Source organism: Vibrio sp. CDRSL-10 TSBA (genome assembly GCA_039696685.1).
Lineage (GTDB): Bacteria > Pseudomonadota > Gammaproteobacteria > Enterobacterales > Vibrionaceae > Vibrio.
The window spans coordinates 1,008,387-1,022,123 of sequence record CP155565.1 but is presented as its reverse complement, the minus strand read 5'-3'; the positions used below and the strand labels follow the sequence as shown (position 1 = coordinate 1,022,123).

Annotated in this window: 9 protein-coding genes and 3 pseudogenes; 6 read left to right on the top strand and 6 right to left on the bottom strand. The window is 51.8% G+C overall.

Annotated features, from left to right (window positions below):
• The first annotated feature begins 348 nt into the window (after positions 1 to 348).
• Positions 349 to 690 carry a hypothetical protein gene (locus ABDK09_05060; protein ID XAW87593.1) on the top strand — a complete coding sequence of 114 codons (342 nt, stop codon included), beginning with the start codon at positions 349 to 351 and terminating at the stop codon, positions 688 to 690.
• On the opposite strand, the gene ABDK09_05055 is transcribed toward ABDK09_05060, so the two are convergent.
• The 5 genes and pseudogenes from ABDK09_05055 to ABDK09_05035 all read right to left on the bottom strand — a co-directional run bounded on the left by ABDK09_05055 (position 666) and on the right by ABDK09_05035 (position 5,285).
• Complete coding sequence (locus ABDK09_05055) at positions 666 to 1,949, bottom strand: VWA domain-containing protein (GenBank protein XAW87592.1); 1,284 nt, start codon at positions 1,947 to 1,949, stop codon at positions 666 to 668. The two genes, ABDK09_05060 and ABDK09_05055, sit on opposite strands and share 25 nt — an antisense overlap.
• Positions 1,942 to 2,910, bottom strand: a complete 969-nt coding sequence (locus ABDK09_05050) for a VWA domain-containing protein (protein ID XAW87591.1) — start codon at positions 2,908 to 2,910, stop codon at positions 1,942 to 1,944. The genes ABDK09_05055 and ABDK09_05050 overlap by 8 nt, the downstream gene beginning before the upstream one ends.
• Positions 2,897 to 3,382 (bottom strand): DUF4381 domain-containing protein, encoded by a 486-nt coding sequence (locus ABDK09_05045; GenBank protein ID XAW87590.1) that lies wholly within the window; start codon positions 3,380 to 3,382, stop codon positions 2,897 to 2,899. Before ABDK09_05045 ends, ABDK09_05050 begins: the two co-directional genes overlap by 14 nt.
• Positions 3,383 to 3,391: 9 nt before the next feature.
• The gene (locus ABDK09_05040) at positions 3,392 to 4,318 is read right to left on the bottom strand and encodes a DUF58 domain-containing protein (GenBank protein XAW87589.1); all 927 of its coding nucleotides are present in this window, start codon (positions 4,316 to 4,318) and stop codon (positions 3,392 to 3,394) included.
• 9 nt (positions 4,319 to 4,327) lie between these two features.
• Positions 4,328 to 5,285, bottom strand: a pseudogene (locus ABDK09_05035) (MoxR family ATPase).
• Positions 5,286 to 5,745: 460 nt separating this feature from the next.
• Between ABDK09_05035 and ABDK09_05030 the strand changes: the two are divergent.
• Positions 5,746 to 7,665: a methyl-accepting chemotaxis protein gene (locus ABDK09_05030; GenBank protein XAW87588.1), complete on the top strand. Its 1,920-nt coding sequence runs from the start codon at positions 5,746 to 5,748 to the stop codon at positions 7,663 to 7,665.
• A gap of 62 nt (positions 7,666 to 7,727) precedes the next feature.
• Positions 7,728 to 7,928: a restriction endonuclease subunit S gene (locus tag ABDK09_05025; protein XAW87587.1), complete on the top strand. Its 201-nt coding sequence runs from the start codon at positions 7,728 to 7,730 to the stop codon at positions 7,926 to 7,928.
• Between the two features lie 251 nt (positions 7,929 to 8,179).
• Here ABDK09_05025 and ABDK09_05020 read toward each other — a convergent pair whose 3' ends face one another.
• The gene (locus ABDK09_05020; protein ID XAW87586.1) at positions 8,180 to 8,833 is read right to left on the bottom strand and encodes a DsbA family oxidoreductase; all 654 of its coding nucleotides are present in this window, start codon (positions 8,831 to 8,833) and stop codon (positions 8,180 to 8,182) included.
• A 251-nt stretch (positions 8,834 to 9,084) separates the two neighbouring features.
• Between ABDK09_05020 and ABDK09_05015 the strand changes: the two are divergent.
• From ABDK09_05015 to pepT, 3 genes and pseudogenes are all read left to right on the top strand, one after another.
• A pseudogene (locus ABDK09_05015) lies at positions 9,085 to 10,444 on the top strand (alpha-amylase family glycosyl hydrolase).
• Positions 10,445 to 10,742: 298 nt separating this feature from the next.
• A complete protein-coding gene (locus tag ABDK09_05010) occupies positions 10,743 to 11,741 on the top strand; it encodes a DUF4382 domain-containing protein (GenBank protein ID XAW87585.1) in 999 nt (332 codons plus the stop codon).
• Between the two features lie 377 nt (positions 11,742 to 12,118).
• Positions 12,119 to 13,352 (top strand): annotated as a pseudogene (pepT, locus tag ABDK09_05005) (peptidase T).
• Positions 13,353 to 13,737: the final 385 nt, after the last annotated feature.

Sequence of the window (13,737 nt, the reverse complement as noted above, 5' to 3'; positions counted from 1 at the left end):
TTTGTGGAGGCTCTCTGTCTTGTGCCTGAAAATAAAGTTGGGCGCGTAATAGCTGGCTGGGATCGCGGGCGCTTTCGACTTGTTCCAGCTTACGTAATTCAGGATCGATGGGCTGCGTGGTTGCCTGAGTTGCAGACGCTGCCCGCTTATCTGAGTTGTCCGCTTTTTCCTGACTCGCTTGTACCTGCTGAGCTTGCTGCTGAGCCGTGGATGGCTGTTCGGCTGACTGCTCAGCGGCTGATTGTTTAGAGGATGATTGATTAGCCGATGATTGCTCGCCGCCCTGTTGCTGACTGGTGTCAGAGTTAGCCTGCTCTTTTGGATCGGTTTGAGATCCCGGATTCTGTGATGAAGATGCAGGCTGGTTCTGTTGCTCTTGGTCAGACGCAGGATTGTTCGCCGGCGACTGAGAAGCGGATGTCTGATCAGGCTGCGCAGAGGTGTCGGAGTTCTGCCCGGAGCTTGGCTGCTTATCAGATTCGCGTTCTGATCCCGAGTTTCCGGATTGCGACTTATCGGCGCTGTTTTGTTGATTCGATGGTGACTTATTTTGTTGATGCGATTGTGATTTATCCGACTCAGAGCCAGACTTTGGTTGCTGTTGCTGTTGCTTCAGCGCCTGCTCGACGACCTGCAGGTTATGCTCTGCGTCGCTGTTGTCTGGTTCAGCCTGCAGAAACCTGCTGGTAGAGCTGCTTGGCTTTGTCTAATTGACCAGCCTGCGCGTAAGCGTTGGCGAGGTTGTATTGTACCTGGGGCGAAGGCTGCGCCAGTTGTGACAGAGCATCAATCGCACCTTGGTAGTCTTTGGCCTGATAGCGCGCGATCCCTTGCCATTGTGGGTCTGAGAATTGCTCGGCTGCTGCTGCGAAATCCTTTTTCTGATAGGACTGCATAGCCTGCTGATCTGCGTTGAGCCAGGGGGATGCCTCGGCTCGTTGCGATGGCATGGTCAGGCCGCTTGCCAGTATCAGCACAAAGATAAAGCCACGGCGGAATAACAGTAATGCCGGGCACAGCAGCAGCAGGACCAGCCAGTAACCGTTATTGACATGGTCACTCACGGTCTGGCTGTTTTTCTTACCGGTCAGCGGACGTTCACTTTGCGTGGTCGCCAGCAGGCGTTCGACATCGGAGCCGTCGGCGCGATACGGGGTAAAAATACCGTCCAGTTGCGCAGCGAGCGCTTGCATCGTACTAAAATCCGTTTTCGCGACCACGGTCTGCCCGGCGTCGGTTTTAAGCAGCGAGCCGTCAGGCAGAGTAATCGGTGCGCCGTCACGGGTGCCAAGGCCAAGGATCATCAGCCGGTAGTGAGTCCCCTGCAGCAATTTTTCGATCGCCTGACTTTCCTGATTATCGAGGTCATCAGCCAGGACGATGATATCGCCACGACGCAGCCCGGCATTGTTGAGCATGGTGATCGCCCGTTCGACTCCGCTGGCGGCATTCGCTCCGGGGTAGGGCATGATTTCCGGCGACAGGCTCGGGATCAGATTCGCAATGGTCGCACTGTCACTGGTTAACGGGCTGACAGTATAAGCATCGCCGCTATACGCGATTAAGGCGGTGCTGCCTTCCTGCCATCCTTTGAGCATATCCAGCACTTTATAGCGAGCCTGTGCCAGGCGGTTGGGCTTGATATCGGTGGCGTGCATCGACAGCGACATATCCATCACCACCACGCGTGCGTTACTGGCCGAGTAGCTGGGCCGCGGCTGCTTTTCAAAACTCGGGCCTGCCAGTGCCAGCACAGCGACCAGCCAGCTTAAGGCGATAACGGTCAGCGCGCTGCGCTGCTTGTTGTCACCCGATAAGCCGAGAGCCGCCGCCAGATGCGGCGCAATCAAACTCTGATTACGTGCCCGGCGCGCCAGCCAGCCCAGTAACAGAGCCAATGGCACCAGGGTGGTCAGCCACCATGGCGAGAGGAAAATAAAATCAGACATGGTTTCTCCTCACAATAACCACCACCAGAGAAAGCAGCAGCGCCAGCGCGAGCGGATAGCCAAACCATTCGGTTTGCGGTCGCCAGGTTTGGGTCGCATTGGTGATTGGTTCCAGCTGGTTGATGGTATCGTAGATAGTCTGCAGATCCTGTTGGTTACGGGCGCGGAAATAGCGTCCGCCGGTGGTATCGGCAATCGCTTTGAGCGTCTTTTCGTCCAGATCCTGCGCCGTATTGACCTTACGGCTCATAAAGAAGTCTTTAACCATCATTTCGCCCGCACCCACTCCGACGGTGTAAATCGTGGTGTGATACTTTTTGGCAATCTTGGCTGCTTCCATCGGATCCATCACACCGGATGTGTTACTGCCGTCGCTGAGCAGGATCATCACGCGCTGCGGCGCATCGCCGTCAATAAAGGTTTTGGTCGCAAGGCCAATGCCTTCACCGATCGCGGTTTTAGTACCGATCAGGCGTAACACGGCGCGGTTAAGCTGCTCTGAGATAGTATTACGGTCCAGAGTCAGCGGGGTTTGCAGGTAAGCGTGATCCGCAAACAAGATAAGACCAAGGCGATCCCCTTCTCGTTTACGGATAAAGTCCGACAAAACCTGTTTGACTGCGCTTAAACGGTCGATGAACTGGTCGCCGGATTTCATGTCTTCCTGACTCATTGAATAAGAGAGGTCGACCACCAGCATCAGATCGCGGTGTTTGGGTGAAGTCGTCACCGGGTCGCCATACCAGACCGGACGGGCTGCTGCTGTGACCAGACAAATCCAGATAGCAACGGCAAGGGCTTTGATCCACCAATGACGCGGTTTAGCGGTTACCGTTTGCGCGGGAAGGTAGGGCAGATGTATCGCCGCTTGCTGTTTTATCGCTGGTGAGAAGCGATAGATCAGCAGCGGCACCGGCAGCAGAACAAACAGCCACCAGAAAACGAACTCAATGTTTGCCAACGCTCGAAGGTCTCCGTTTTTTCGGTGGCAAAGCGTCCTGAACCCAAATGTAACAGTCCGCAACGAGCGCTTTGGCATCCGCTACAGGTTGTTTTTGGTATAAGGCTTGCTGCCACACGGTTTCATTCGGTACAAACAGCGGACGGCCGAGTTGTTCGTCCAGAAAGTTGTACCACTCTTTGCCCGTCAGATGAGCAATCTGGTCACGCGGAAAATAACAAAGCGCCGCTTGTCTGAGCAGTTCAATCGCCGAAGAGGGCGTATTGCTCAGATGCGGATTGAGCAGACGTAGCGCGGTTTTTTGCGGCGCGATACGTTTTCGCTTCCAGCGTACCATCAGCAGGGAAAATACAACGACGCATAGCAGGCCGGCTGCGAGTGCCCACCATCCCCAGGCTAAAGGCCACCAGGAAGGCTCGGAAGGGAGATGCAGCGCGTTTAATTCAAGCGGCGTCGAAGGTGTTTGCTTCATAGTTTTTAGTTATCCGGACAATTGTTGTAGCAAAGGACGCTCACAGGAGAGTGAACGATAATCTATCGCCAGAGACTGGCAGAGTGATTTTAGTTTTTCTTTTTGAGATTCAAAGGCTTTTTTGATCCCATTCCGGGTACTATTTGCGGAAAAGTTGAGCCAGCGCGTCTGTTGGTGATCGCTGACCCGCTCAACGCCACGAAAAGCGGTGTGGCCCTGCTCCAGCGGGTCAAAAATATGCACCAGGCGGACACGGTTATGGCGGTTGAGTTGATTGAACAGCGGACGCAATGAGTCGTCAAAACGGACAAAGTCGCTGATCATGATGACCTCGCTGCCTTTCGGACACATCCGGTTGAGCGTTTGCATCGCGGTATGCATGGCCGGTGAAGCGCTTTGGGCCTGTGCCAGCGCGCGTTGCTGGGCATCAACCAGACTCGCCATCAATTGCAAGGGCCCTTTGCGGCGACTGGTCGGCTTGATTTCCAGTTGCTCATGGCCGAGGTCGATAACGGCACCGATACGATCTTTTTGCGCCACCGACAGCCAGCTCAGCAAGCTGGCAAAGTGTGCGGCCTGAACCGATTTGAGCATCAGACGCGAGCCAAACTGCATCGACGGGCTCAGATCGATATAGAGGATCACCGGCTTTTCCTGCTCTTCGGTGAACAGCTTAGTATGCGGTTTTCCGGTGCGCGCCGTGACCCGCCAGTCGATGGTACGGATGTCGTCGCCCGGTTGATACTGACGCACTTCGGCGAAGTCCATGCCGCGTCCCAGGCGGCGGCCCTGATGCTGGCCGGCCATATGTGACCACAGGCTACGCGCCGGAGGCAGCCATTTCACCGTTTGTTGCTGGTAGGGCAGCAGCTCTTCCAGACACAGGGTCACACCGTTGGCATGTTCGGGCAGCAGATGAGGCTGATGTGTTGCCATACTGATGTCCTACGCGCTGCCTACCAGAGATAACAGGTGGGCAATCACCTGATTAGGGTGAACGCCTTCGGCCTGGGCCTGATACGTCAGCAGCAGGCGGTGGCGCAGAAACCGGAAAGACCATGCTCTGGACATCTTCCGGGCTGACAAAATCCCGGCCCTGTAACCAGGCATGCGCTCGCGCACAACGATCCAGTGCTATGGTGGCGCGCGGGCTGACACCCAGTTCAATCCACTGCGCCAGTTGCGCGTCGTATTGTGCGGGGTTACGAGTCGCCATGACCAGACGAATCAGGTAATGCTCAATGGACTCCGCCATATGAATATTCAGCACTTCCTGGCGGGCAGCGAAAATCTGCTCCTGAGTGATAACCGGTGGCGTGACTTCAGTCGTCCCTTTCGCTTCGCCGCGGTTTAGACGCAGAATCGCCAGTTCATGTTCGGCATCCGGATAGTCCACATCCAGGTGCAGCAAAAAACGGTCCAGTTGCGCTTCAGGCAGCGGATAGGTGCCTTCCTGTTCAATCGGGTTTTGTGTCGCCATGACCAGAAACAGTTCCGGCAGACGATAGGTCTGGCGTCCGGCAGTGATTTGCTTTTCTGCCATGGCTTCCAGCATCGCGGCCTGAACTTTGGCCGGCGCGCGGTTAATTTCATCGGCCAGGATCAGCGAATTGAAAATCGGCCCGGCCTGAAAGGTGAATTCACCGGTTTCAGGACGATAAATATCAGTCCCGGTCAGATCGGCAGGCAGCAGATCAGGAGTAAACTGAATGCGATGAAAATCGCCTTCAATGCAGTCTGCCAGCGATTTTACCGCCCTGGTTTTCGCCAGCCCCGGCGGACCTTCTACCAGGATATGCCCATCAGCCAATAGTGCGACCAGCAGTTGCTCAACCAGGGATTGCTGACCGATAACCTGTTGATTTAAGTAATTCTGTAATGTTTGAAAAGTGTGTGACTGCATGTAACTCAACTCTCCTTCGAGCTTTTAATCTCTGCCTACATTCGGCATTTAGTACCGGATTTGTAACAAAAAGTTCCAACGATTTTTTAAATAGCCCTCTAAACGGCCAATTGTTAGACAAATTCGGGCTCAGTTTAAAGGTCAATCATGAGCTGACACCTGTTATTTCCTTACTTCGGTTATGGCAGGGTATCTGAAATCCACTAGACTCAAATTACTTGGCATAAATCTCACTTATGATTCAATTTTGATATATGATTCATTTGTTTTCATAAAAATAAGAGTTGAATCTCAAGTCTGAGTCAGATTGGCCGATAAATAATCACGGGTAGTGTGTTTACTAAGATCTAGCGTTTACCAAGGTCCACGTATTTATCGAGATCTTGCGCCATCAAGGTAATGCTACATAACCAGAGTAACAGCATGCTCAAGTCAGCTTTAGCCATTTAAGGCGAGGAAAATGTTAAAATTCAATAATGTAACGATAAAACAAAAGGTGGTGTTGGGAATAACTTTCGCTGTGTTAGCGTCCACCATCATTATGGGTGTTATTGCGCAGCGTCAGTCGCGAGCGGCCTTGCAGCATCAGCTGGTTGATGTCGAGTTACCCACCATGCTGTCGCAAATCAGTGAACAGATTGACCGTGAAGTCAGCACCTTGTTGCAAGCGGCTAAGCAGCTGGCGCATAACGAGTACATCAAGCAGGCGATCGCCTCAACCGATCGCGAGCCAGGCAGTGAAGCGGTATTGGTCAAACAGCTCAACAATGTCGTCGAGCAGTATCAGCTTAACGACGCGTCTGTTGCGAACCGGGAAACCGATTATTACTGGAACCAGAACGGCTTTCTGCGTCAGCTGACCCGAGATCAGGATGGCTGGTTTTTTGGTTTCACTTCATCCGGTCAGTCCGCCATGGTAAGCATGTTTCAGGAGCCGTCTACCGGTGAAGTGAAGATGTTTGCCAACTATCAGGACCTTTCCAGCAACAGTTTGTCCGGCCTGTCTAAATCGATGGGTGACATGGTGAAATTGCTTAACGGCTTTCAGATTGAGAAGACCGGCTTTGTTTTCCTGGCGGATGCCAAAGGCAAAGTACAGATTCATCGTCAAAAACAGCAGGCGAATGCCACGCTGCGATCGTTATACGGCGCACAGGCGGATGAATTGCTTAATCAATCCGGTTTTAATCTGATTCATGCTGATTATCAGGGGCAGCCGGTATTCGTTGCCAGCCTGTATATTCCGTCTATGGACTGGTTTGTGGTGGGTAATGTACCGGTTGATGAAGTGTTTGCTGAACTCGACCAGATGACTCATCGTATGCTGCTGATCACCTTAGCAGTGGCTGTGCTGTTTATTGGCCTGGGTTTTGTGCTCGCCAACAGTATCGTCAACCCGATTCGTCAACTGGCACAGCGCTTTAGTGAGTTAGGTCAGGGGGACGGCGACCTTTCCCAGCGCATCATCGTTGACGGCAATGATGAAATCGCTCAGTTGTCGGCTGGTTTTAACGGCTTTATCGATAAGATTCATCACTCGATTAAAGAAGTGGCGTCCACCAGCAGTTCGCTGCAACAAGCCGCGCAGACGGTATCTGACAAAGCAAGTACCACCCATGATAACAGTCAAATGCAGCGTGATCAGACCATTCAGGTGGTCGCTGCCATCAACCAGATGGGTGCGACGATTGCAGAGATTGCATCTAACGCTGCGACTGCTGCCGATACCGCCAGCCAGGCATCGGATAATACCCGGGAAGGAAGAGGTGTGGTGGTGCGCTCGAAAGATTCTATTACCCGCCTTGCAACCGATATTGAACAGACCGGTCAGGTGGTAGAAGAATTGGCTGCGACGACGCAGCAGATCGGCTCGATTCTGGATGTGATTCGTGATGTTTCCGAGCAGACCAACCTGCTGGCACTGAATGCTGCGATTGAGGCCGCGCGTGCCGGTGAGCAGGGACGTGGTTTTGCTGTGGTTGCCGATGAAGTCCGCAACCTGGCCAGTCGCACTGCCTCATCGACCGAGCAGATTCAGAAGATGATCGACAAGCTGCAAAGTGATGCCAAAAATGCAGTAACAGCCATGACGGCAGGTAAAGCATTGACGTCGGAAAGTGTCGCATCTTCCGATGAAGCGGTGCAAGTGCTGGTGGCAATTTCTGAACGGATTAACGATATTTCGGATCGCAATACCCAAGTGGCGACCGCGACCGAAGAGCAGTCGACAGTGGTCTACACCATTAACCAGAATATTGAAGAAATTAACGCGATTAATGAAGTCACGACAGGAACTGCGGAAGAGTTGGCTGCTGCCAGTCGCGATCTGAGTCAATTGTCTGCGCGTCTCGATAAGCTGGTGGGCAGTTTTAAGCTCTAGAATCAGAGTGGCGAGTTAGGTACACTCTGGCTTAGTAATTAAAATCTTATTAGGTAAGCACGATGAGCGATTTTGAAAAAGAACTGGAGCTGATGGCTGAGGAAGCGGGCGAAGAACAAGAAGTTCCATTGCCAACGCTGGAAGAGCAAAAAGCGATTGCGCAGGAACTGAAACAACTGGAAGCAGAAGGCAAACTGACGCCGGAAGTTCTTGAGCAGTATTTCGGTAAGTTTTTCGCGAAAAGTGACGCACCGATTCACTAATTGTTCTGTTGAAACCAAGCGTTTCTTTCGAGACTGGCAGTTCTGCCGAGGCTAACTGTTTTCTTGAGGTTAACGGTTATCTTAAGACTAACGCTTCTCTTGAGATGAATTGCTCGCGTACGCTAAAAACCTCGCAGCACGTTTAAACAAAGGCACCTGAATTCAGGTGCCTTTTTGTTATCTTTAAACTATTCGTTTGCGCGAAACCATTCGTTTACGGCAAAGCATTCACTTGCGGCAAACCATTAGCTCTAATGCGTCGGCGCTTTGCTGCTGATTTCCTGCAATACGCTAAGCAGATTTTCGGTGGTCTGCGCGCCGGAGATCAGATGGCGCTGATCGAGAATAATTGCCGGTACCGCCTGAATTCCGGCCTGCAGCCACTGCTGCTCGGTATTGGCAACTGTCTTGGCCCAGGACTCATCACGCAGGATCTGCTGGCACTGAACCCGCTCCAGGCCAACCTGCTCAGCCAAGTCCAGTAATACGTCTTCATCATCCATTGCCTGACCACGGGTAAAGTAAGCGTCAAATAGCGCCATTTGCAGTTCGGCCTGCTTGTGATGCTGATTGGCCCACAGTAATAACTGGTGCGCTTTACGGGTGTTGTAGATACGCATGTCATCAAAAAACCGAAAAGTGAAACCGACTTCGTCACCCAAGCGCAGCAAAGTGTCCCGCGCAGCGATGCTGGATTGGGCCGATGTGCCGTATTTACGGGCCAGGTGCTCACGCAGATTTTCTCCGCCTTGTGGCAGGGTCGGGTTGAGCTCAAAGGGGTGCCAGTGAATCTCCGCCCGCAGTTGTTCGGACAGAATAGCAAGCGCCGCCTCCAGGCGCTTATAACCGATAATGCACCAGGGGCAGACAACGTCGGAGACGATATCAATTCGGACAGTGCGCATGTCAGGCTCCAGGTTTGTCTAAATATTGAGCAACCAAGTATAGCTTTTGCATGTTTTTCTAACTTGGGAGTGAGTCAAACTTTAACCAAAGGGGAGAAAAATGGATTTCCTACGCCCTGACTCTCAACCGTAAATTATTCTCCAAAGGGGGATTTACCTATGTTTGGTCGATTTATAATCAGCGTCAATGTTAGCAAGCTGCCTTATTTGTTTCGTATTCTTCGCTTGCTAGAGTAGAAGGAGTTTGGCTCATGAACAGTGTTCAACCGACCGATGTCATTTTACATGCTTTTGACTGGCCCTACGGCCTGGTCACTCAGCGGGCAGATCTTATTCGCCAGTCTGGCTACAAAGCGGTGCTCGTCTCACCTCCGATGAAATCGTATCAACATAAATCAGGTACGCCTTGGTGGCAGCGTTATCAGCCACAGGATTATCGCCTGGTTGACAACCAGTTAGGTAATACCGAAGATTTTACTTTAATGATCAATACACTAAGCTCATTTGGCATCTTGGTGTATATCGATGTGGTCTTTAACCATATGGCCAATGAGTCGAAGCAGCGACTCGATCTGCAATACCCGAGCAGCCTGGACATCAAGGCGTATCGAAAAAAATCGCGCTACTACCAGAAACAGCGACTGTTCGGCGATCTGTCCGAGCCTTTGTTTGAAGAGGATGATTTTGTTGAAGCGTTCGGCATTCTCGACTGGAAGGACAAATGGCAGGTACAAAACGGCCGCATTACCGGCGGGCCGCATGATCAGGGATTACCGACTTTGCGCGACAATCCTCATGTCGTAGAGCAGCAGAGAAACTATCTGCTGGCGATGAAGCAACTCGGGGTGAAGGGGTTTCGGATTGATGCCGCCAAACATATGACCATTGAGCACCTGAAGAAGGTCTGGAGTGAAGATATCACTCATGACGTGCACATTTTTGGGGAAATCATTACCGATGGTGGGGCAACCCATGAAGAATATCGTTTGTTTCTGCAACCCTATCTGGAGGAAACTTCTCTCGGTGCATACGATTTTCCGCTGTTTCAGACCATTTACAATGCGCTGCAGCCGCAAGGTTTCGTTGACAGCGCTCATTGATCCTTACTGTTTTGGTGAGGCTCTTTCGAAAGAGCGGGCGATTACGTTTGCCATCACCCATGATATTCCCAACAACGATGTGTTTTCAGACTTGGTGATGTCGCCGCAGCGTGAAGCGCTGGCCTACAGCTACATCCTTGGTCGTGATGGCGGTGTGCCGCTGATTTACGCCGATCTGAATATCAGCGGCTTTTTGCTGGAAGATGATACTCCGCGCTGGGAGCATGCCTGGTGTGATCCAAAAATGGCGGCCAGAATCGCTTTTCACAATCAAATGCACGGGCTGCCAATGGTCCATCTGGAAGCTAACGATGATCTGCTGGTGTTCAGTCGTGGTGAGCGCGGCGTGGTGATCATAAACAAATCAGCCCGTATCCAGAGTGTCGACGTGAACTGGCCGCAGGCTCTGCTTGATCTGTTAAGCGGTCAGCAGTTTGAATCTGACGGCGAAAAAGTCACGATAGAAACGCCGGCGATGAGCAGCCGAATGTTGTGTTTAGCCACGGCTTAAAGTTAGGTCAACCAGCGGAGGCGCTGCGCTGAACAGATGGCTGGCTATTTTAGAGAAAAAAATAGCCGCGTCACAGGACGCGGCTGAATCTAAGACAGGGAGGGTTTGCACCCGCACAGGCGGGGGCAATACGCCGATTAAACGACGTATTGGGTCGCGGTATTGACAGAGGTTTGTTAATTTTTTTCATAATGTAAGATGCTTGCCAGAATCCGCCCGGTTTTCATCAATCACATATTGCTTCAACTATAATTGATATGAATATCAACAAACGATAAAACAAAGCAATGGGTGTAGCATGAAAACTTTACCTCTTATGGCACTGAGCAGTGCCGCTCTTTTATTGACCGCCTGTGGTGGTGGCGGTGGTGACGATAGTTCGACCCAGACCGCAACGGTCTCTTTCGCGGTGTCTGATGCTCCGGTTGATTATGCCTCGTCAGTGACGATTGGTTTTACTCAGATTGAGTTGGTGCAGCAGAACGGTGAGTCGATTTTCCTGGATGTGAATCCGGATGATCCAAGTGTAGATTACGAACAAATTGATTTGCTCGATTATCAGGGCGCAAACTCAGCGTTAATCATCACAAATCAAGAAATCCCGGTTGGTACCTATCAGAATCTGATCCTGCATATCAGCAGTGAGTCGAACGTTAACTTTGTTGATGACGCTGATGGCACCCAGGATCTGAAACAGCCAAGTAACCGACTGCGGTTAGGCAGCTTTACCGTCAGCAACGAAGCGACTCAGGCATTCACAATTGAGTTTGATCTGCGCTCGTCACTGGTGATGCGCGGTAATAGCGGTACTCAGAATGGCTATATTCTCAAACCTCATGGCGTCAGCATTCTGAGCAACAGTGATGTGGTCAGCCTGTCAGGCTCGGTGGATCAGACGTTGCTGGATGAGGGTGAGACGTGCAGTGTCGATACCAGCAGTTATGTGTACCTGTACCAAGGTTTGGTATCCGGCTCAGAGCTGGGTGATCTGGTTGATGAAAACGATCCAGAGTTCGATGCGATGAATCCGGTACCGGAAGGCGTAGTGACTCCTTACGCCTCGACCGCGGTAGACGAGACGTTAAACTACTCGTTTGGCTTCCTGCCAACCGGAGACTACACTGTCGCCTTCACCTGTAACGGTGCCGGTGATGATTCAATTCAGTACAACGGCCAGGATGTGGTGCCGCTGCCATCTCCGACAGACCAGGTGCATGAGGTGACTCTGACCGCAGGTGAAGAGGGTGTGGTGAATTTTGAGTATATCGCACCTGAACCGACCCCGGATCCGGTATAAAAACCATCACCACTTCGCTGTAAGCGGCGGAGTCAGGTAAATATACGCTCTGTAAAGGGGCGATGATCTGCTCTGTGCAATGAATACAACGGCTCCGTTATTTGGCGGGGTCGTTTTGTTTTTGAGCCTGTGAGTTGAGTTTTTCTGCCACGCTGCAGCTTTCCCCATATCAATAGTATGGACTTAATCCACTAAAACCTGATTTATAGCAACTCTTACCCAGACATAATCCGTACTATGGATTGCAATTGACTGCGTATATACCCATTCACACGCCAGTGCACCTGGTGCGCCGCATTCTGACTCTATCGGGTATAAGCGCATGGTTCCTGTTGGGCAGCTACTCAACGGTATTTTGACAGACAGTGAGATTCGCTATGGAAAATCTGGTCGGGCGTTTTTTGCGCTATGTGACTTATGACACTCAATCTAAACCGAAAAACCACCACTGCCCGAGTTCCACTGGTCAAAAAGCATTTGCCCTGATGCTGCACGATGAGTTGCTGGAACTGGGTTTGAGCGAGGTGACGCTCGATGAGCATGGTTACGTGATGGCCAAGCTGAAATCGAATGTGGATTATGCTGTTCCGGCGATTGGCTTTATCGCGCATATGGACACGGCGCCGGATGCGTCAGGCAAGAACATCAAGCCGCAAATTGTGGAAAATTATCAGGGCGGCGATATTGCCCTCGGTCGCGGGGATGAAGTGTTGTCGCCGATCCACTATCCGGAAACTGCACCATTTGCACGGCTTTAACCTCATCACAACAGACGGAAAAACCTTACTCGGTGCGGATGATAAGGCCGGTGTCGCGGAGATCATCACCGCGTTAGAAGAGCTGATTGCTCATCCGGAGATTCAGCACGGTGACATCTGTGTCGCCTTTACTCCGGATGAGGAGATTGGCCGGGGTGCCAACCATTTTGATGTCAAAAAGTTTGGCGCGCAGTGGGCCTATACCGTTGATGGCGGCCCGGTCGGCGAACTGGAGTATGAGAATTTTCATGCCGCGACCGCCTCGGTCATTTGTCACGGGGTCTGCGTTCATCCCGGCACGGCGAAAAACAAGCTGGTGAATGCGATGCAGATTGCAGCACGCTTTATCCTGATGATGCCGGAGCAGGAAACGCCGGAGCACACCGAAGGCTATGAGGGATTTTATCACCTTGGCGCGGCCAAAATGGCGGTCGCAAAGTCGGAACTCGATTATCTGTTGCGTGATTTTGAACGCGAAGGGCTGGAAGCACGCAAACGGTGCATGCAAGACATCGTCAGTACCCTCAACAGTCAGCTGAAAAAAGGCCGGGTGGAGCTTATCATTCACGATTGCTATGCCAACATGAAAGAGAAGATAGCGCCGCATCCGCACATTATTGAACTGGCGCAAGCTGCGATGGAGGAGTGCGGTGTAGAGCCGCTGATCAAGCCGATTCGCGGTGGTACCGATGGCGCGCGGCTCTCATTTATGGGCCTGCCGTGTCCCAACCTGTTTACCGGCGGTTATAACTTCCACGGGATTCATGAGTTTATTACCATCGAAGGGATGGAGCAGACGGTTGAAGTGCTGGTTAAGCTTGCCCAGAAAACCGCACAGCGTTACCAGGCTTAGTTTGTGCCAGTCAGTTGATCTCCGCGCCACGAGATCAAAACCCTGCTGATCTCCGACCTTATCACTCAGCGCCGCGCATTTCTTTCGCGGCGTTTTCATTTCAATTATTGGTCTCGCGTATGTGTTTACCTCGCCTGTCTGTTCGCCTCACTTATCCCTTTCCTGCTTGAAGCTGCCTGCAACTCCAACTCGTTTGGGTATAAATATTGAGCATGAAGCTTGCAGTGTTTTGATAAAGTGCATAATTCCGGGTAACTAAGCCGACACTTGTGCGGCCATTGGGTATACTCTGGCGAGCTGTCAGTCAGGTTATGACTCACAATAATGGACTGATTGCATAGAGTCACTGCGGCGGGCTTTAGGGGCCGGATCGGTTATCAGGCCG

Bases quoted from the DNA above. Each gene is read 5' to 3' on its own strand.
- ABDK09_05060 (XAW87593.1), top strand. From the start codon at position 349: ATGAAGATGCAGGCTGGTTCTGTTGCTCTTGGTCAGACGCAGGATTGT.
- ABDK09_05055 (XAW87592.1), bottom strand. From the start codon at position 1,949: ATGTCTGATTTTATTTTCCTCTCGCCATGGTGGCTGACCACCCTGGTG.
- ABDK09_05045 (XAW87590.1), bottom strand. From the start codon at position 3,382: ATGAAGCAAACACCTTCGACGCCGCTTGAATTAAACGCGCTGCATCTC.
- ABDK09_05040 (XAW87589.1), bottom strand. From the start codon at position 4,318: ATGGCAACACATCAGCCTCATCTGCTGCCCGAACATGCCAACGGTGTG.
- ABDK09_05030 (XAW87588.1), top strand. From the start codon at position 5,746: ATGTTAAAATTCAATAATGTAACGATAAAACAAAAGGTGGTGTTGGGA.
- ABDK09_05025 (XAW87587.1), top strand. From the start codon at position 7,728: ATGAGCGATTTTGAAAAAGAACTGGAGCTGATGGCTGAGGAAGCGGGC.
- ABDK09_05020 (XAW87586.1), bottom strand. From the start codon at position 8,833: ATGCGCACTGTCCGAATTGATATCGTCTCCGACGTTGTCTGCCCCTGG.
- ABDK09_05010 (XAW87585.1), top strand. From the start codon at position 10,743: ATGAAAACTTTACCTCTTATGGCACTGAGCAGTGCCGCTCTTTTATTG.